The sequence below is a fragment of the Immundisolibacter cernigliae genome (assembly GCF_001697225.1).
Classification (GTDB): Bacteria; Pseudomonadota; Gammaproteobacteria; order Immundisolibacterales; family Immundisolibacteraceae; genus Immundisolibacter; species Immundisolibacter cernigliae.
Window position 1 is genome coordinate 2,821,947 of record NZ_CP014671.1, and the last position, 18,405, is coordinate 2,840,351.

The 18,405-nt window shown below is 63.8% G+C and carries 14 protein-coding genes; 4 read left to right on the forward strand and 10 right to left on the reverse strand.

Going from position 1 to position 18,405, the window contains the following annotated elements; genetic code table 11:
- Nucleotides 1–5: 5 nt before the first annotated feature.
- Together PG2T_RS13385 and PG2T_RS15635 are read right to left on the reverse strand one after the other, a co-directional pair.
- Nucleotides 6–971 (reverse strand): NAD-dependent epimerase/dehydratase family protein, encoded by a 966-nt coding sequence (locus PG2T_RS13385; protein WP_068806524.1) that lies wholly within the window; start codon nucleotides 969–971, stop codon nucleotides 6–8.
- A gap of 424 nt (nucleotides 972–1,395) precedes the next feature.
- A complete protein-coding gene (locus tag PG2T_RS15635; protein WP_158513205.1) occupies nucleotides 1,396–4,494 on the reverse strand; it encodes a UvrD-helicase domain-containing protein in 3,099 nt (1,032 codons plus the stop codon).
- 360 nt (nucleotides 4,495–4,854) lie between these two features.
- Here PG2T_RS15635 and PG2T_RS17075 point away from each other — a divergent pair, with 360 nt between their 5' ends.
- Nucleotides 4,855–4,968 carry a phage integrase N-terminal SAM-like domain-containing protein gene (locus PG2T_RS17075; RefSeq protein ID WP_236953344.1) on the forward strand — a complete coding sequence of 38 codons (114 nt, stop codon included), beginning with the start codon at nucleotides 4,855–4,857 and terminating at the stop codon, nucleotides 4,966–4,968.
- A gap of 140 nt (nucleotides 4,969–5,108) precedes the next feature.
- Here PG2T_RS17075 and PG2T_RS13390 read toward each other — a convergent pair whose 3' ends face one another.
- Nucleotides 5,109–6,680 carry a class I adenylate-forming enzyme family protein gene (locus PG2T_RS13390; protein ID WP_068806528.1) on the reverse strand — a complete coding sequence of 524 codons (1,572 nt, stop codon included), beginning with the start codon at nucleotides 6,678–6,680 and terminating at the stop codon, nucleotides 5,109–5,111.
- Between the two features lie 194 nt (nucleotides 6,681–6,874).
- On the opposite strand from PG2T_RS13390, the gene PG2T_RS13395 reads away from it, so the two are divergent.
- Nucleotides 6,875–7,171, forward strand: a complete 297-nt coding sequence (locus tag PG2T_RS13395; RefSeq protein WP_068806531.1) for a hypothetical protein — start codon at nucleotides 6,875–6,877, stop codon at nucleotides 7,169–7,171.
- Between the two features lie 502 nt (nucleotides 7,172–7,673).
- On the opposite strand, the gene PG2T_RS13400 is transcribed toward PG2T_RS13395, so the two are convergent.
- Nucleotides 7,674–8,582 (reverse strand): catechol 2,3-dioxygenase, encoded by a 909-nt coding sequence (locus PG2T_RS13400; protein WP_068806534.1) that lies wholly within the window; start codon nucleotides 8,580–8,582, stop codon nucleotides 7,674–7,676.
- Between the two features lie 546 nt (nucleotides 8,583–9,128).
- Here PG2T_RS13400 and PG2T_RS16140 point away from each other — a divergent pair.
- A complete protein-coding gene (locus tag PG2T_RS16140; protein WP_145931100.1) occupies nucleotides 9,129–9,596 on the forward strand; it encodes a hypothetical protein in 468 nt (155 codons plus the stop codon).
- 297 nt (nucleotides 9,597–9,893) lie between these two features.
- Here the strand turns inward: PG2T_RS16140 and PG2T_RS13405 are convergent, their stop codons facing one another.
- The 6 genes from PG2T_RS13405 to PG2T_RS13425 all read right to left on the reverse strand — a co-directional run bounded on the left by PG2T_RS13405 (nucleotide 9,894) and on the right by PG2T_RS13425 (nucleotide 15,323).
- Nucleotides 9,894–11,720, reverse strand: coding sequence for a cation:proton antiporter domain-containing protein (locus tag PG2T_RS13405; protein ID WP_068806536.1), 1,827 nt, complete (start codon nucleotides 11,718–11,720; stop codon nucleotides 9,894–9,896).
- Between the two features lie 192 nt (nucleotides 11,721–11,912).
- Nucleotides 11,913–12,326, reverse strand: a complete 414-nt coding sequence (gene rnk / locus PG2T_RS13410; protein ID WP_068806539.1) for a nucleoside diphosphate kinase regulator — start codon at nucleotides 12,324–12,326, stop codon at nucleotides 11,913–11,915.
- Nucleotides 12,327–12,397: 71 nt separating this feature from the next.
- A complete protein-coding gene (locus PG2T_RS16500) occupies nucleotides 12,398–12,874 on the reverse strand; it encodes a DNA-3-methyladenine glycosylase I (RefSeq protein WP_068806542.1) in 477 nt (158 codons plus the stop codon).
- Nucleotides 12,875–12,889: 15 nt separating this feature from the next.
- Nucleotides 12,890–13,012, reverse strand: a complete 123-nt coding sequence (locus PG2T_RS16840) for a hypothetical protein (protein ID WP_257756458.1) — start codon at nucleotides 13,010–13,012, stop codon at nucleotides 12,890–12,892.
- Nucleotides 13,013–13,042: 30 nt separating this feature from the next.
- Nucleotides 13,043–14,011: an ABC transporter substrate-binding protein gene (locus PG2T_RS13420; RefSeq protein WP_068806545.1), complete on the reverse strand. Its 969-nt coding sequence runs from the start codon at nucleotides 14,009–14,011 to the stop codon at nucleotides 13,043–13,045.
- A 172-nt stretch (nucleotides 14,012–14,183) separates the two neighbouring features.
- Complete coding sequence (locus PG2T_RS13425; RefSeq protein WP_068806548.1) at nucleotides 14,184–15,323, reverse strand: WD40/YVTN/BNR-like repeat-containing protein; 1,140 nt, start codon at nucleotides 15,321–15,323, stop codon at nucleotides 14,184–14,186.
- A 214-nt stretch (nucleotides 15,324–15,537) separates the two neighbouring features.
- Between PG2T_RS13425 and PG2T_RS13430 the strand changes: the two genes are divergently transcribed.
- Complete coding sequence (locus tag PG2T_RS13430) at nucleotides 15,538–18,318, forward strand: choice-of-anchor I domain-containing protein (protein ID WP_236953263.1); 2,781 nt, start codon at nucleotides 15,538–15,540, stop codon at nucleotides 18,316–18,318.
- The last annotated feature ends 87 nt before the right edge of the window (nucleotides 18,319–18,405 follow it).

Genomic DNA, 18,405 nt, shown 5'->3' on the forward strand with positions numbered 1-18,405 from the left:
CGCCGTCAGTCCGGATAGCGCTGCGGGTGGGCAGCCAGATCGGCCAGGAAATCGTCCAGCATCCGCGCGGTCTCGAAGGCCGGATTCCAGCCCCATTCGTCGCGCGCGAAGCGGTCGTCGACCGGTTTCATGAGCCGGTCGACGAAGGCTTGGCGCTTCGCATCGACCCGAAAATCGATCCGCGCCCCCGGCACCCGCTCGCGCACCAGATCGGCCAGGGCCTCGGCGCTGGGCGTCGGCGGCACGCCGTTGATGAGGTAATTGAACTGCTTGAGCTGTTCCCGCGGCGCGCGGGCCAGTTGCAGCACGCCGCGGGCGGCATCCTTCACGTAGACGATGGGCACGCGCGTGTGCGGCGCCACCTCGATCGTGTACGGCCGGCCCTTGGCGCATTCCTCGACCACCCAGGAATGGAACTGCGCCGCGCCCGGCGTGCGCACGCCCGGGCCGCAGATGCCCGGAAAACGGATGCCGCGAAAGTCCAGCCCGTAGCGGTGGCGGTAGAAGTTGCCGGCGCCCTCGCCGAACAGCTTGGCGGTGCCGTAGAACGACAGCGGCCGCTGCAGCGTCAGGTCGTCGATGCGCTCGCCGGTCATGCCGAGTGCGTAGGTGCCGATGGTGCTGGCGAACAGCACCTGCGGCACGTCCAGAATGCGCGCGGCTTCCAGCACGTTGAAGGTGCCGTTCACGTTGGCGTGCATGGCCGCCGCGGGGTCCAGGTCCGAGGCCGTGGACAGGATCGCGCCCAGGTGAAAGATGGCCTCTGGGCGGGATTGCTTGACCGCGTCCAGCACGTGGCTGACGTTGCCCACATCGCCGCGGATCAGCGTCACGCGGTCCGCGATGTCCGCCAGGCGCTGCTGCGCGCCGCTGACGTGGAACACGGCGATCTGGTGCCCGCCTTCCGCAACCAGCTGGCGCACGACTTCGGCGCCGATGAAACCGGTGCCGCCGGTGATCAGAACTCGCATGGCGTTTCTCCTGTGTCGCTGTCGTTATGCGTCCCGGCGCGGCGTTGCGTTGTGCGCCCGCGGCCAGCCAGGGTGCTGTGCGGATGATGATCCACAAACAGGCCTGTTTGATCGTCCGACGATGAAATCGCTGCGCCCGGCATCGACTGCCTCGCGCGTCGTATAGTCGGGCATGGTGCGGGCCGACTGTACGACGCAATGCGGTGCGCTTATTGCTCCCCCACGCGGGCTCCCACACCCCCTGTGGGAGGCCCGCCCTCGGGCCGAACAGGTGGCCTGCCAAGATTCGCGGCGGGGGGCGCCGCTCCCACAGAGCCGGCCTTTATCAACCGCCAGTTCTGACGAGGTTTCGATGAGCCGCATGCGGCGACTGGCGCCGTGTCCGCGTGGGCACGCTGCGCTTTGCCCGCCCTACGCTGGCTCGTTAGACCCCATTGGCAGAGGCCATTGGTGTTTCATTATCACCGTTGGATGTGCAAATCTCATTAAGATTGTCGGTAATGCATCTCCACTCGCCGCCATCCACTAAGAATTGAGCAATTGCTGTGTCGGTATCATCAAATATGCGCACATCAATGCCGTCTGCGGGTTCCGACCACACTTCCGACTTGAGGATGTCGGTTCTGAATCCCTCGGCAGGAAAACTCTTTGCCCAGCCAGGCCAACCATTCGACTGCCACTGATATCCTGAGGCTTTGAGGAAATCTTTTATTGCGAAAGTGGGTGCGCCACCACGCTGTTCCTGATTGCCGACTTTTACGACTAGGCGAGTCGTAAGCCCACGCAACGGAGGGTAATCAGCCCATTCGACGGCTGCTAGAGGGATTTCGCGCTCCAGCTCTTCGAGGAATGGCGACTTGCTTCTGCGCTCCGTAAAAACAACCAATGTATCTGCCGCGCGAGTCAGCGCCACGTACAGCAGCCGCCGTTCTTCTTCCGTAATCTTCTGTGGACTGTCACCGAGTATCCTAGAAAATGCCCAGTCTGGATGTATGAGCGGATAACTCCGCGCAACAAGATCAAGTACGATCACCATTGGCTTTTCCAGGCCTTTGAACTTGTGTGCGGTAGAGATGCTGATGCGCTCTCTTAGGCCATTTGGAAAAAAAGATCGAACCAGGTCAAGATATCTTGCGAGGCCGCGACCGCTTCCAGCAGATTGATCCTGGAAGTTGACGAACCATGGCAGCCCGTTTCGGCGACAAAGCATCACTACGTCGGTGCCAGCAGCCAGTGCATTATTTGCAAGTCGTAAAACAGCAGGGGTGATGATGTCGCCGGGATGGCGCTGTTTCTCAATCAGAGAAGGTTCAAAATCATTTAAATCAGACGCCAAAACCTTACCGACGGCCTTCTTGCTTGCGGAAGCGGGTTTGCCTAGGCCCGACATAAGGGCGTTGCCAACAGCAACAATTGAACTCGCGGATCGATAATTCGTCGAAATGTATAAGCAGCGTGATTTCCCAACATACCGCCCAAATTGGTTGAAAAATCTTAAATCTGATCCAGCGAATCCATTGATCGCCTGCCAATCATCGCCCACGCAGAATAATTCGACTTGAGGCGTAACCTTTCTGATGGCGACAAGGAGCCGATAGAAAAGGTCTGAAAAATCCTGAAACTCATCGATGCATACATACCGCAACGAGGCCAGATCTCCTCCGCCCGATTTTCGCTGGAAGCTGGCGACCCCGTCCTCCACTGCTTGCGCGGCACGCTGCATCAGGCCGTCAAAATCCTCCTCGCCGGTAGATGACAGGCGATTCAGATAGGCAGCGTAAAGTGAATAAACAAGATCAAGAAACATGCCCTCAACAGGGGACAGAGGGGAATAGCTCTTGATTTTATCCAGCAGTTCAAGAGGGGATAACGACTGTTTTCGACACCGGCCAACGAATCCAACGGATGCAGTCGTGAATCTGTCGATTGCTCTGTCACGAACGCGATTCCAAATCTCGTCTTCAGATAAGCGCGTACATTGAATACCTTGATCTAACAAGGTGGTCTTAAATCTTTCTAGAAATGCAGCCGACCCCTCGTTAGCGATGTCTTCGGGGGTGACTTCGATAAGAGTCCAGCCTGACTTGGTTTTCCAGTATTCGCGCTTGCTCTCTGACATTTCGTCATAATCAGGGTCACCTATGAGTCCGAAATACTCAATAATTAGACCGCTTTTTGGCGTGACGAAAATTGTAAAGTCTGGTCGGTAGTTGGCCCCACTCCACCAATGATTTCGCTCGTATTTGTATGTAATGGCGTGCTCGAATAAAAAGTCGGCGATAATCTTTTCGCCATACGACTTGACGTATTCTCCACCAAGACTTTCTCGCGGCAGGGATCTGCGAAATCGTAGAAATTCTTCTTTGCTTTGGTCGTGCCGACCCTCGACAATTCGGTCCCAGTCCTCGCGGAAGTGAGCAAGCATTAGTTCGCGGATTTTTTCTCGGAATGCCGGCTCCCTCAGGTGATCGTCGATCACCTGTTGAAACGCTCGACTCAGCCCTTGAGATTCTCCTTCAGTTCCGTTGTATAAAAGGCTTTCTTCTGGATGGACAATGGCGTAGGCCAAGGCATGGAATGTCATTACGTGCGGCAGCGTGATCTTTAATTGGGAGGCGATGGTGTCTACTGCGCCTTCTTCAATCTCCTCCAATTTGAGGTGCTGTTTTTGTCCCGCATTTTTGCGTCGATTAATCTCATCGACTATCTCTGATTCAGCGTTCTGATCAATCAAAACAAGTAGTCTTCTACGAACCTCCAAAACTGCTTTGCGGTTAAAGGCGAGGATCAGTATCTCCGCCGGTGCAATGCGACAATGCTTGAGGAGAAACAGTACGCGACTGACAAGCGTCGTCGTTTTGCCGCTACCCGCGCGGGCAACGACCTGTACGTGCCCATGGACAGCGGAAATGGCAGCAATCTGCTCATCATCCGGAACTTGTTTTGGGCCATTTACCTTTATCCAACTTTTTACGAATGAAAACTTCTCGGCCTCGAACTCTTGTTCGGTCAGGATGCCAGCACACGTTTCAAAAAAATAGGGAGTCGCGCTAAGAAAGTCGGAGTTAAAACGCCGGCGAAGCTCGTGCAGCATTGCAGTGCGACGCTCTTCAGCTTGTTTTCGGATCTGGTCCTGCCGAATGCGTTCTCGAGCTTCTTCTTCTCTTTTCTGTGCGGCGATGCGCTCCGCCTCTTGCCTTTCCCTTTCTAGCATTTCACGCCGCAGACGTTCGCTTTCAATCTCGCGAAGAATCCCTTTGCGCTTCTCCGCAATCATTTGCGGCAGTTCGTTCCATTCCCTTTCGCTCAGCTGAGGCCGGAGTGCTGAAAGAATCGATCGTTCCGTTTCATCGCCGCTTTGTGGGCTAACCACAAGACGCGGGGCCAGCACTGTCAAATAAAAGACTTCATAATCGTCCCAGCATGCCCAATGCTTCATGAGGTCTTCAATTAGTTCAGGTGCTGTTTTTGCGACTGACAATGCAAAGACTCCGAGGTTTAGGGAAACGCTGAATAAATCCATCCTGGATTTCTCAGCGCCCGCCATCGGAAAAGCGTGGTTTTCCGATGGCTTACAAGATCAGCAGCTTACAGCCGCTGATCTTGTAAGCGCGTCCCTGCGCTGCGGGAAACGCTGAATACTTCAGCATTTCCTTAGGGCAATGGGGTCTAACGTAATTTGTACACCATTTGGCGCACAATCTGGTATGGGTTTCCGACACAGTTTTTATAAATCAGCAAGTTGAATGGCCATGCCGGATTATCCACCGTTGTCCCTCTCACTTCGCCGCCCAAGCTGCTGGACTAGGTTCGGAACCGGGTCCGGCGGCTGGGGTACGCCAAGCGGACCGAGACTTCCTACGTCCACTGAATAAAACGATACATCCTTTTCCACGGCAAGCGCCACCCCCGGGAGAAGGGCAAAGCCGAGGTGGAAGCGTTTCTGACCAAGCTGGCGGTGGAGCGCCACGTGGCGGCAGCCACTCAGTCAGCGTAGGGTGGGCAAAGGCCATAAGGCCGTGCCCACGCGGTTCTGACGAGGTTTCGATGAGCCGCATGCGGCGAGTGGCGCCGTGTCCGCGTGGGCACGCTGCGCTTTGCCCACCCTACCGCTGGCTCACGCGCCCCGATGCGGCCTTAGCCGCCCTCCGCCATCTGCCGCAGTGCCCGCCGGTTGGTCTTGCCGCTGTTGCCGCGGGGCAGTTCGTCCAGAAAACGGTATTCGCGCGGGCGCTGGTAGCCGGGCAGGTCGGATTGCTGCACCACGGCGTCCAGGGCGGCATCGTCGAGGGCGGGATTCTTGCGCACTACGAAGGCGACGATGCGCTGGCCCCACTGCGGGTCCGGCAGGCCGACCACGGCCGCCTCGGCCACGTCCGGGTGCGCCAGCAGCACGTTCTCGACCGGCCCGGGCATGACGTTGATGCCGCCGGAGATGATCATGTCGTCGACCCGGCCGCGCACGTACAGATAGCCGTCGGCGTCGAAGGTGCCCAGATCGCCGGAGCGCCACCACGGGCCGACGAATTTTTCCCGCGACAGCGGCGGGTCGCACCAGAACTCCTGCGCCAGCGACGGGCCGGCGATGAGGATTTCGCCTTCCTCGCCGGGCGGCAGTTCATCGTCCGGGCTGCCGCCGGCCGCCACCACGCGCACTTCGGAATTCAGCAGCGGTTTGCCGACGCTCTCGATCTTGTCGGGCCGGGCGAGGTCCTCCGGGAACATGGCCGTGCCGCCGGACACGGCGGTCTCGGTGGTCGAATAGCAGTTGATGATGCGCGGGCAGATGCGGCGGCGGATGGCCTCCAGCGTCGGCAGGTCCATCACCTCGCCGGCAAAGCCGACCTGGCGCAGCGAGGACAGGTCGTGGCTTTCCACGTCCTCGCGCAGCAGCAGGCGCCACATGGTGGGCACCAGCAGCAGGTTGGTCAGGCGCTCCTCGGCAATGGTGCGCAGCACGCGCTTCGGGTCCCAGTGGTCGTGGAACACCTGCCGGGCGCCGATGTTGAAGTAGGGCAGGGCCAGGTTCGACCAGCCCATGAAGGACGTGGTGAACATGTTCAGCGTGCTGCTGTGCGGCGTCAGACCGAACGGGTAGACGGCCGCCCGGCAGCTTTCGACCAGCTTGGCGTGGGTGTGCAGCACGCCCTTCGGGATGCCCGTGGTGCCGGAAGTCAGCACGATGGCGGCCAGGTCGTGCCCGGCCAGCGCCATCGGCTCGAAGTCGAGCGGGTAGCGGTCCAGATCATCCGGGATCACCGGCTCGTTGCCGCTGCGGATCTTGTCGGGCGGCGTGGCCTCGCTGCGGGCGCGCACGTAGCCGGTGATCAGCGGCACCTGGGCGCGAATGTGCGCCACCTGATCGGCGAAGCTGCCGTCGTAGATCAGGGCCCGCGGCGAGATGCGCTCCAGCGTCTTGACCAGCACCGGCAGTTTCTCGCGCACGTGCAGGGCCACCGGCACGGCGCCCAGTTCCCAGCAGCCGTACAGCGCGATCGGGTGGATGGTGGACGGCAGCATCATCAGCGCCACCCGGTCGCCCTTGCGCACGCCCAGGCCAAACAACAGGGCGGCGGTCTGCTGCGCGCGCGCCAGCATCTGCCGGTAGGTGTAGCGGTGCTGCGAGTCCGCCAGCGCCTCGTTGTCCGCGTGGTGGCGGGCGGTGCGGTGCAGGGCCTGGCGCAGGTTCGGGCCGCGGGATTCGGGCATGGACGTTTCCTCCTGAGTCCGGCCGGGTTCGTGCCCGGCTCGATGGTGGTTGGCTGTGTCGTCCGTGACCGGCGCGGGCCACGAGGGTGGCGATGCAATCAGGATAGTGCCACGGCGGCGGCGTGGCAGGCGGGTCTTCGCGCTACCATCGGCGCGCCGGATTTGCCTGGCAAACGTACTGGAGGGATTGGCTTATGCGTGGCATGTATGGGGCGAGCCTGGCGCTGATCGGCCTGTTTTCGACCCCGCTGCGGGCGCACGACTGCGTGACGACGGGGCATTACGCCAACTGCAACGACGGCACCAGCTACACCTACCAAGGCGGGGCGATGGTCGGTTCGGACGGCACCACCGTGATCCGCACGCCGGACGGGGTCTACGTCGGGCATCAGCACCCGCAGGGCGTGCGCCCGCCGGTCCGCGACCCGCGCCTGGGCAACGAGGCGCATCCGGGCTGCAAGACAGTCAAGGGTCGCGAGGTGTGCGGCTGAGCGGGCCGACGTCATGGATGGATCGTCTTTACCCAGGCCGTGCAGCTTGGTGTAGGAGCGGGCCATGCCCGCGACGGTGTCTTGCGCAACGCCCACCCGTCCGCGGGATTCCGGTGTAGGTGCCCGGCTATGCCGGGCGATGGGCCGGCGGCACACGGCCACTGGCAAGGCGATGGCGGCCAGCCACGCCCCGCCATCGCGCAGCACAGCTGCGCTCCCACAGGTGATGGGGCGCTTGCGTGGTGGTGATCGGATGGTTCAAGCCAGACAGGCGGGCCGGTACATATCCGGCAATAAAAAAGGTGGCGTCCCCGCTCCCCCACAGATAAGGGACGCCACCCCATCCCTGGACCGCGGCGCGGCCGATCGGGATAACCATTACCGCCACCGTTGCGGTGGCGTCCGGGCGCCGGCAGATTGCCGGCACCCAATGCGCAGCCATCGTTTCACGCCCGTCCCGCGCCCGGCTTGACCCAGGTCAACGCCGGATGCGTGAGGTCGCTCAGGTCAGCGCGGAACCGAAGCTCGGAATCATTTCCCGGCCGTGGAAGAAGATGGCCCGCGCTGCCTCGTCCTCGGTCCAGGTCACCACGTCGTTGTCGTAGTGGGGGAAGGTGCCGCCGGCGTAGGTTTCGTTGCGGTTGCCGGACGGGTCGAAGAAGTAGGTGGTCAGGCCGCGCGTGAGGCCGTGCCGGGACGGGGTCAGTTCGGTACGCACGCGGTGGCGGGATTGCAGGTCGGCCGCGCGCAGCACGTCGTCCCAGGTCTCCACATAGAAGCCGACGTGGTGCAGCTTGCCGTTCGGGCCCTTGATGAAGGCGATGTCGTGCGCCTTGTTGGTGACGTGCAGGAAGCTCGCCAGCAGGCCGCCTTCCTTGTTGATCAGCCGCTCGCTCTGGTGAAAGTCGAGTCCCTCCACGAAAAAGCGCGTCACGCCTTCCAGATCCTCGCCGGTCAGCAGCACGTGGTCGAAGCGGTTCACGCCCACGCCACGCCGGTCGTCCGGCCACGGTTCCGGGTTGGTGTTGCCGACCGCGATGCCGACCCGTTCCATCTGCTGGTAGAACTCGATCCGGTGCCCGGTGGGCAGCGTGGTGGCCACGGCCTCGCCCTCGCCGATGCGGCTGCCGGCGGACACGCGCTGCACCGGAAAGCCGAAGCGCTCGCAGGTGCTCTCGATGCGCGCCAGATCGTCCGGAAAACGCACCTTGAAGGCCAGGTGGTCCAGGCCCGCGCGGTCGTTTTCCTTGAGGATCACGCTGTGGTGGTCGTACTCGTCCCAGCCCTTGAAATAGGCGGTGCCGGGCGCGCTGGCGGTTTCGGTAAGGCCCAGAAACTCGCCGTAGTGCCGGCGCGCCTCGGCCAAGTCCAGGACATTGATGGCGACTTTGCCGATACGCAGGATGCTCATGGCGGAATTCCTCGCTTGGCTTGCCGGAGCAAGCGGACGGCAGTCATTCTGCGGCGCCGTCACGGCGGGGGATTGACGGCTGTCAAGGGTGCGCCCCGGCAACCGGGAAGAGCCCAACCGATGGCCCATGTGACGAATCCTCCGGGCTTGTTTGCGCTGTATGTTTGAACTGCATAAGATCGCGACACGGTGGGCAACACTGTCCCCTAACCGGCGCGGCTCTACCTTGAACCCGCCGGCCGAACGGGGCGCGCCGGCCGTCAAGCCGCTCACTTCCCCGCCGGGGCCAGGGTTGGCGGGAACAGACCCATGCGGGGTATACGGAAATGTTCCGGAATTTCCCTGAACTCGGCTCGTATCGAGGGGGGACGAACGGCCTATAAGGGAGTGTGCAGGTGATTGTTCCGAAAACGTGTTTCTTGGTTTGGCTGCCCTGCACGACACGCGCCAGCTCGGGTGCGGGTTATGCAGAAATGTTTCGTTGTTAACCAGGGCACATTTCCAGATATTCAATGTTAGGCAATCAAATCAGGAGAAATTACGAGAATGAAGCGTCTATTTTCAATCGTCGCGACACTAATATTGACGGCATGTGGCACAACGTTACCGGGCAAGCTCTACTCACTGCAAGATGGTGTGGTGATGGATTTTCAAATTGAGAAGAGCCACGGAACTGGAGGGATGTACGCGCAGAACAATAAGACTGGGGAGAAATTTACGGGCCAATACACCGGTACATACAAAGGTGGTGGTATGGAAACAACAATTGGCAGTGGATCCTACCGAGGATCGTCCACCAGCTATACGACGGGGAGCATGTACCAGCACTCTGGAAATATCTCTTCTAGTAGCACTAAATTCATGCCACCCTCAGACGCAACAGCGCGCGGAGTTCTAATGGGAGACAACGGGACTGTCATAGAGTTGTATATGGAAATTCGTCCGGGCATCGTTCCAAAGGGCCATGGTGAAGGGATAGATAACAAAGGCAATCGCTATCAAGTTCAATTTTGAGAACATAAGGACTAATGTCTAATAAGCGCTTCGAGAGGGATGCTCCAACAGCCGGCTTTGCCGCCTGTTTCCGCGCTCCTCAATCTAAACGGTAACTAAAGGATAATTCTGTGAGCCCGCGGCGCAATAAGTGCACCGCATTGCGCCGTATTGCGTTTGCGCGGCGCGGACATGGCGAAGGTTCCGATCGCGATCCGGCGGGTTATGGCTTCGCCCAACTCGTCCTGAGCGAACTGGTTTGACACTGTCGGCAGCGAGCGTAATTCCCAGGCCAGCTTGCGCCCGCAGAGCAATCGGTCACTCGGATGACGGTTCTTCCACGCGGTGCTGACGCAGTTCCGGCGCGCGGCGCGAGGGTTCGCCCGGCCGGCGATCGTAGACGCCGCCCTCGCCCGACACCCGCATCTCCTGCACCACCAGCTGTGTTTCATGATCCGCCACACCCAGGCTGCGCAGGGCGTAATCCACCAGCCCGAAGGCCAGTTCGCGCTCGCCCATGATGGCCACGCCAACGCCCTGTTGCATCAACTGGGCGACTTCGGCCTCGGTGTGGGTACGCACGGCGGTGTCGATGTCCGGATTCAGGTTGCGCGCCAGCTCGATGACACGCCGCGTCTGGTAGCCAACCGGCGTGGCGATCACGAGCAGGCGTGCCGTGTCTGCGCCTGCTGCTTCGAGCACGCCGGGAATGGTGGCGTTGCCGTGAACCGCCTGCGCGCCTCGCTCACGCAGCGCCTCGATGCGCCGGCGATCCTGGTCGATCACCACAATCGGGATGCCTTGGCCTTGCAGCCCCCGTTCAACCACCCGGCCGACCCGGCCATAGCCAACAATGATCACGTGATCGGACGGACCCTCGCCGCCCTCCGTAGGCAGCGTGGACAACCGCTCGGCGCCGCGTCGTTCCAGACGCGCCAGCAGGCCGCCGTGGGTGCGAGTCCGGATGGCAATCCGGTGAAGCCCTGCAAACACCAGCGGATTGAGCGTAATCGACAGCAGCGCGCCGGCGAGGATCAGGTCTCGACCCTGCGGCGGCAAAAGGCCGAGTGCCACGCCCAGCCCGGCCAGGATGAACGAGAACTCGCCGATCTGCGCCAGGCTTGCCGAAACGGTGAATGCCGTCGATGCGGGATAGCCCAGCGCCATGACAATCCCGAACGCCGCCAGCGACTTGCCAAGGACAATGACCAGCACCACGGCCAGCACGGCCAGCGGCTCGCGCAGCAGAATGGTCGGGTCGAACAACATGCCCACCGACACGAAAAACAGCACGGCAAAGGCGTCCTGCAACGGCAGCGAGTCGGCCGCCGCCTGATGGCTGAAGTCGCTTTCGCTGAGCACGACGCCGGCAAAAAACGCCCCCAGCGCAAACGACACGCCGAACAGCACAGCCGAACCATAGGCAATGCCAAGCGCGGTTGCGAGCACCGACAGCGTGAACAGCTCGCGCGAGCCGGTACGCGCGACGTGCGCCAGAAGCCACGGGATCGCTCGCGTGCCAACGACCAGCACCAGTGCCAGAAACAGCCCAACCTTGCCCAGCGTCAGCGCCAGCACCACCCAGAGAGGATCGCCGGCGGTTGCACCGGGAACACCACCCAGCCGGCCCGCGAGTGCAGGCAGCAGCACCAGCGCCAGCACCATCGCCAGGTCTTCAACGATCAACCAGCCGACGGCGATGCGCCCGTTCGGCGAGTCGAGCACGCCGTGCTCCTCCAGCGCACGCAGCAGCACCACCGTGCTGGCGACGGACAGCGCCAGGCCGAACACCAGGCCGGCACCGAAGGTCCAGCCCCACAGATGCGCCATGCCGACACCCAGCGCCGTGGCGACCGCGATCTGCCCGACCGCTCCGGGGATGGCCACCCGCCGGACGGCCAGCAGATCCTTGATCGAGAAATGCAGCCCGACCCCGAACATCAACAGGATGACGCCGATTTCGGCAAGCTCGGCCGCGAGCTTTTCGTCGGCAACGAACCCTGGCGTAAACGGGCCGACCGCGACGCCGGCCAGCAGGTAGCCGACCAACGGCGGCAGTTTGATCTTGCTGGCAAGAAACCCGCCGACAAACGCGAGCAGCAACCCCATCACGATGGTGGGGATGAGTGTGGTTTCGTGAGGCATCAATCTCCCGCTGCAATGCTGGGCGCGCGGTCCGACGATCGGGTGCGCAGCCGCTCCTTGCGGCATCGTATCTTGACCGGCACGCATGGGCCGCTGCGCCAGCACGGTGGATCGACATTGACCACCGTGCGAGCGGCGATCGGCACCAACACGTACAGCCACCGCCCCCCCCACGGCGGCAGCAGGCCGGGCTCAGCGGTGGTACTCGCCCGCCCGCTCCGGCTGGTAGACCACCTCCTCAATGCGCACCTTCAGCATGCCGCCGCCCGGGCTCGGCCACTCGATCTCGTCGCCCTGGGCAAGCCCCAGCAGCGCGCTGCCCACCGGAGCGAGGATGGAGATCTTCTCCCCGCTGGCGTCCAGACCCTTCGGGTAGACCAGCGTCAGGCGGAACTCCTCGTTGGAGGAGGACACCCGGAAGCGGACCGTGGAGTTCATGGTGACCACGTCGGGCGGCAGCTCCTTCGGGTCCACGATCTGCGCCCGGTCGAGCTCGGCCCGCAGGGCCGCCTTGCCGGGAAAACCATCCGCCGGCAGGGACTCGAGCAGCCGGTCCAGGCGCTCGTAGTCCTGTTCCGAGACGATGATCTTGGGTTTGCTGTTCACGTCATTACTCCTAATCAGGCCCGTCGGACCATCCGGCGGGCGATGCGACACGCCCGTCCGGCCGGACGGGTCTACTGCCGTTCGCCGCGCAGCTCGCGGTGGCGAAAGCAGGTGGTGAGGTGGTCGTTCACCAGGCCTACGAACTCCAGGTAGGCATGGCAGATGGTGGAACCCGCGAAATTGGAGCGGGGCTTCTTCGAGGTCTTGGGCGTTACAGCTACCAGCAGATCGGCGCGCACTTGGCGCTTCACCACGGTTGTGAAGGTGGTGCGGAGAGCGAAGGGGAGGGTGTTACCGCATAGTCTAAATGCTAGACCTGACCCCGGTTTTTGCGTGATGTCGGTTCGGGCAGCCTGCGTCACGATCACGCCGGCCATCTGGGTAGTGCTCTGACCGGCCGCCTGCCGGACCACGGTGGCCAGCACTCCGCCGAGGCTGTGCTGACTGCGTAACAGCAGAAACGAGCCGGGGTTGGTCAGCACCAGGTCGAGGCGATTGTCGGCAACCGCGTCGGTCAGCTGCTCGTGGTCCAGAACTTCCAGCCGCACCGGCGTGCCATGCAGCTACGCCGACAGGTACTCCATGAGCGGGCGATAGCGGGCCTCGACGACTTCGCCCGGCTGCTCCGCCAGGACACCGAAGGTGAGGCCTTGCGCCGCCTGGGTGGTCCCGGCAGTCAGCAGCAAGGCGATGCCGAGGCGCCTGGCCGGGCGCGCTCATGGTCCGCGCGCCTCCTGCAGCGGCAGGTAGTCGGCACTGAACAGGCCCTCCAGCGGGTCCGGCCGGGGCAGCATGCGGCGTTCGATCATCAGCGCATGCAGCTGTTGCACGGCAGCGTCGAAGCGCGATCCGGGCGTTAGCGCATAGCGGTTGCCGGCCAGCCAGGGCTGGACGATGCCGTCCAGGGCGCGCAGCACCTCGTCGCCGGAGATGCCGTGGTAGGCGGCGATGCGGTGCGCCGCGTCCTGGCGGTTCTGCCGGATGTAGTCCAGCGCCCGAAAATGCGCTGCCAGCAGTTCGCGCAGCACGCTCTTGTGTCCCGCCAGCCGGTCGCTGCGAACCGCCAGCACGTCGAAGATGGTCTCGGGCATCTGCCGGCTGTCGAACAGCTGCACCGCCCCTTCGCGCAGCAACTGCGCCGCTATCGGCTCGTAAGTCACCACGGCATCGACCTGGCCGCTGCGCCAGGCCGCAATCTGTCCGGGCGGACTCAGTTCCACCAGCGTGACCGACTCTGCGGTCAGCCCGGCCCGTTGCAGCACTTCGCGCAGCACAAGACTGCCTACGGCAGTCGGTTCGTAGGCAATGCGTCGGCCGGCCAGGTCGGCCAGGCGGCTTATCGGCGGGCGCGCCAACAGCACATCCGCCCCGGCCGAGCTGTCGAACACCAGCACCACCGTCAGTGGCACTCCCTGGGCACGGGCCTGCAGAACCTCATCCAGGGTCAAGGCTGCCGCATCGAGGGTGCCAGCCCGCAGGGCGGACAGGGAATTGCCGGCGCTGGTGTGCTCGCTCAGGCTGACGGCAGGCGGCAACCAGCCCAGATCGCGCGCCAGGCGCAACGACTCGTAGCCGACCCAGGAGTGCGTGCCGACGCGCAGCGGCTGTCCAGGGTTACAGGCGGCCAGGCACAGCGACAGGCCGAGCAGGGCGAGGGCGCGCGTGAACAGGGGGAGTATTCGCATCGTGGCCTGCGTGTTCTTGATCCGGACCCTTGTCGGCCCGCTGGCGCATGACTTGAACCGCGTTTGGCGGCTCGCCGCGGGGCGCCGGCGCAGCCGGTCGGTCAACACATACCCGGCCGATGCGCGCAGCGCCTGCCTGTGGTGTGGAAAGGCCGAATACTTCGGCGCTTCGCTACGCCTCGCGGACCACCATCTGCTCCATCAGCGCGCGGATTTCGTCCGGAATGCGCACTTCGGTCAGGTCGAGCTTGCCGTGGATCAGATCCGCGTGGAAGCACTTGCTGACCGGCGGCAGGTGACTTGCGATCTGGCGCCATTGTTTACCCTCGTCCTCGGTCAGCCAGACCTCGCCGTCGGTGTTGCCGATGAACACGCGGCAGGCGTCGCCCAACGCTTCGAGGCTCATGGCCTCGACCGAGGGCTTGAACTCGTCCGGCAGGCCGCCGCGCGCGTATTGCCAGCTGTCGCCGCCGTCGTGGGAGCGGGCGATGCTGACGTTGGCGCTGCCCTTGACCCAGGTGTCCGGCGTGGCGAAGGCGCCGCTGACGAACATCGTCTCCGGCCGCCGCGGGTGGTAGACCAGCGGGTCCGCGTAGCCGATTTTCTGCGTCTGTTCCTTCATCTCGAACCAGGTCTTGCCGCCGTCGTCACTGCGGTTGAAGAAAAAGCCGTTGGCCAGGAACAGCCGCCCCGGCCGGGTCGGGTGCAGCAGCACGCGGTGGGCGTCGTTGGGCATGCCGGCGGTGTGTTCGGTCCAGGTTTTGCCGGCATCCGGGCTGCTGTATAGGCCGCCCTGTTCCACGCAGACGTAGATCAGGTCCGGGTTTTGCGGGTGGATGGCGATCTGCTTGATGTGGGCGATGAACGGCGGCGCCGGGAACATCCAGCCGTCACGGCCGGTGGTGGCCTCAAGGCCGGTCAGGCGCTGCCAGGACTGGCCAAAATCCCGGCTCTCGAACAGTGCCGCAGGTTCCGTGCCGGCATACAAACGTACCGAGCCATCCGGGCGGCGCACGCTGGCCATGCTGAACACGTTGCTATGTTCCAGGCCCTGGCTGGCGGGTTGCCAGTGGCGTCCGTCGGGGCTTACGAACACGCCGGCGTCGTGGGTGCCGGCGTAGTAGTTGCCGCTGACCGGCTCGCCGATCAGGGCGCACACGTGGTGGTCGGCAAGACCCCGGCCGGCCTCGCGCCAGCCGGCGGCGGTTTCTTCAAGCTCGACAACGCCGCCCTGGGTGCCGACCAGCAAGCGTCCGGCCGCGATGGGCGAGTCGTAAACGGCGCTGCCGCCGGGGGAAAGGCACGGGTACATGGTGTCGCTCCTCTTGGTCGTGGTTTGTGCTGCATCGATCCGTCGTTCGGTGCGGGCTAGCTTAATCCAGCGTCGGCGTGGGCAACCGCCACGCTGCACTGTGCGCCTGAGGCGCTGCGTCCGGCCGGTGTCACGTCGGCGAAATATTCCCTTTTTAGGGTGCGCTGCCCCTGCGCGATGGTGCGTGCGGTCGAGCCCTGCCGGAGTGATAAGCGTGAAAATTCGAAAAAGTTCCGTTTTTGGCATCTGCATGCCCTTGTTGGTCGCCGCCGCGGGGGCGCAGGCGCTGTCGCTGGAGCCGCTCGGTCGCTATGACACCGGCCTGATTCAGGCCGGCCAGGGCACCGCCGGTGAGACCGCCGCGCTGCGCGGCGACCGGCTGTACGTGACCAACGCCGATGACGTGTCGCTGGACATCGTGGACGTGTCGAACCCGGCCCAGCCGTACCTGCTGCGTCGGGTGCCACTGGCGGCGTACGGCGGCAGCGTCACCAGCGTCGCCGTGTCCTCCAAGAACCTGATCGCCGTGGCGGTCGCGGCGGTCACAAAAACCGATCCGGGCAGCGTGGTGTTCCTGACCCCGGCCGGGCAGGTGATCCGCACCGCCACCGTCGGCGCGTTGCCGGACATGGTGACTTTCACGCCGGACGGGAAAAGGTTGCTGGTGGCCAACGAAGGCGAGCCGGACTGCTACGGCGCCGGCTGCACCGACCCCGAGGGCACGGTGAGCATCATCCGCGTGGTGCCGATGCTGCCGCAGCTGCCGGTGCAGACGGTGGACTTCGGCGGCGTTGCCATGCCCGACGGTGTGCGCATTTTCGGCCCCGGCGCGACGCCGGCGCAGGATGTCGAGCCCGAATACATCACCATCGATCCGACCGGCGCCAGGGCCTTCGTGACCCTGCAGGAGAACAACGCCATCGCCGAGATCGACATCCGCACCGCCCGGGTCACGGGCATTCGTGCCCTGGGCTTCAAGGACTTCGACCCGGCCCCCGTGGTGGAAAGCTTCGAGGTGACCGGCCTGCCCGGCATCGGTGCTACCGCCGCCGGCCAGGCCTTGTCGCTGGGTGGCTTCTCGGGCTTGTTCTACGAGGGCAAGACCGACGACGGCAAGCTCAAGTTCGTCACCCACACCGACCGCGGCCCCAACGGCGAGCCGACCGGCTCCCTGCGCCCGTTCCTGCTGCCCGATTTCAGCCCGCGCATCGTGCGCCTGGAGCTGGACCGGACCACCGGGCAGGTAGAGGTCACTGGGCAGGTGGCGCTGCGCCTGCCGGACGGCAGCGCGCTCACCGGCCTGCCTAACACGGCCATTGCCGGTGCCACTGCCAGCACGCCCTACAACGACGAGGTGCCGGTCGATCTGCACGGCAACGTGCTGTCGACCGATCCGCTGGGGGCGGACCTGGAAGGCGTCGTGGTCGATGCCAATGGCCATTTCTGGATGGCCGACGAGTACCGTCCGGCGATCTATCACTTCGATCGGGAGGGTCTGCTGATCGAACGCCTGGTGCCGATCGGCACCGCCGCGGCGGCCGGGGCCCCGGCCGACACCTTCGGCACCGAGGTGCTGCCCGCGGTGCTCGCCCAGCGGCGCCAGAACCGCGGCTTCGAAGCCATCGCCGTGCAGGACGGCAAGGTCTACGCCTTCGTGCAGAGCCCGCTGCGCAATCCGGCCACGCTTGCCAACGGCGCGCTCAACGCCATGCGCAACATCCGCGTGGTGGAGTTCGATCCGGCCACGCAGGCGACGCGCCAGTTCATGTACGTGATGGACAACCCGGCGCCGCTGAACGCCGATGACAGCATCGCCGACAAGATCGGCGATGCTGTGGCCATGCCCGGCGGCGGCTTCCTGGTGGTCGAGCGCGACGATGATGCGGTGCCGGCTGACCCGGCGGCGCAGATCACCAAGAAGGTCTACGCCTTCAGCCTGACCGGCGCCACCGACATCACCGACAAGGACGTGCTCTACGACCTGGACCAGATGAGCACCAGCGAGCTGGCCGCCGTCGGCGTGACGCCGCTGGCCAAGGTGCTGCATGTGGACCTGGCCAGCGCCGGCTACGACACGGTGCAGAAGGTCGAAGGGCTGGCGTACATCGACGCCAACACCCTGGCGGTCATCAACGACAACGATTTCGGCGTGGCCGGTATCAGCATCGACACTGCCACCGGCACCTTCGTACTGTTGCCCGATTACCAGCCGGAGCCGACGCTGTTGGGCATCGTCAGCACCTCCGGTCTGGACGCGTCCGACCGCGACAATCTGGTCAACATCCGCAACTGGCCGGTGTACGGCATGTACCAGCCGGACGCCGTCGCCAGTTTCACGGCCGGCGACCGGACGTATCTGATCACCGCCAACGAGGGCGATGCCCGCGACTACGACGGCTTCGCCGAAGAAGTGCGCGCCCGCAGCGTGCGCAGCAGCTATCCGGCGGCCATCCAGCCGGTGCTGAACGACAACCTGCAGCTGGGGCGGCTGACGGTCACCCGTGCGCCGCCGGGTGGCGACTATTCGCGGCCCTACGTGTTCGGCACGCGTTCGTTCTCCATCTGGGATGCTGCCAGCGGGGATCAGGTGTGGGATTCCGGCGCCGAGCTTGAAGCGCGCACCGCGGCGGCCGTCCCGCGCAACTTCAACAGCAACAACGACGAGAACACCTTCGACGACCGGTCCGACAACAAGGGGCCGGAGCCGGAAGGGGTGGCGGTGGGCACGGTGGCCGGCCGCAGCTATGCCTTTGTTGGCCTGGAGCGCATCGGCGGCGTGATGGTCTACGACGTCACCGATCCGGCGGCGCCGGACTTCGTGGATTACGTCAACCCGCGCAGCTTCGATGGTGAGGCGGTCGGTCCGGACAGCGGGCCGGAGGTGGTGCGCTTCATCGAAGCCAAGGACAGCCCCACCGGCACGCCCATGCTGGTGGTCGCCAACGAGATCACCGGCACCGTGAGCCTGTGGCGTCTGACGCCATCGGCCCCGTAGGGAAGCTGAATAAATCCATCCCGGATTTCTCAGCGCCCGCTAACGAAAAACCTTGTGGGAGCGCAGCTTTGCTGCGCGATGATCGCC

What these genes read in the sequence shown, in the direction of transcription:
- PG2T_RS13385 (WP_068806524.1), bottom strand. Translation starts at nt 971, where the DNA reads ATGCGAGTTCTGATCACCGGCGGCACCGGTTTCATCGGCGCCGAAGTC.
- PG2T_RS15635 (WP_158513205.1), bottom strand. Translation starts at nt 4,494, where the DNA reads ATGGATTTATTCAGCGTTTCCCTAAACCTCGGAGTCTTTGCATTGTCA.
- PG2T_RS13390 (WP_068806528.1), bottom strand. Translation starts at nt 6,680, where the DNA reads ATGCCCGAATCCCGCGGCCCGAACCTGCGCCAGGCCCTGCACCGCACC.
- PG2T_RS13395 (WP_068806531.1), top strand. Translation starts at nt 6,875, where the DNA reads ATGCGTGGCATGTATGGGGCGAGCCTGGCGCTGATCGGCCTGTTTTCG.
- PG2T_RS13400 (WP_068806534.1), bottom strand. Translation starts at nt 8,582, where the DNA reads ATGAGCATCCTGCGTATCGGCAAAGTCGCCATCAATGTCCTGGACTTG.
- PG2T_RS16140 (WP_145931100.1), top strand. Translation starts at nt 9,129, where the DNA reads ATGAAGCGTCTATTTTCAATCGTCGCGACACTAATATTGACGGCATGT.
- PG2T_RS13405 (WP_068806536.1), bottom strand. Translation starts at nt 11,720, where the DNA reads ATGCCTCACGAAACCACACTCATCCCCACCATCGTGATGGGGTTGCTG.
- PG2T_RS13420 (WP_068806545.1), bottom strand. Translation starts at nt 14,011, where the DNA reads ATGCGAATACTCCCCCTGTTCACGCGCGCCCTCGCCCTGCTCGGCCTG.
- PG2T_RS13425 (WP_068806548.1), bottom strand. Translation starts at nt 15,323, where the DNA reads ATGTACCCGTGCCTTTCCCCCGGCGGCAGCGCCGTTTACGACTCGCCC.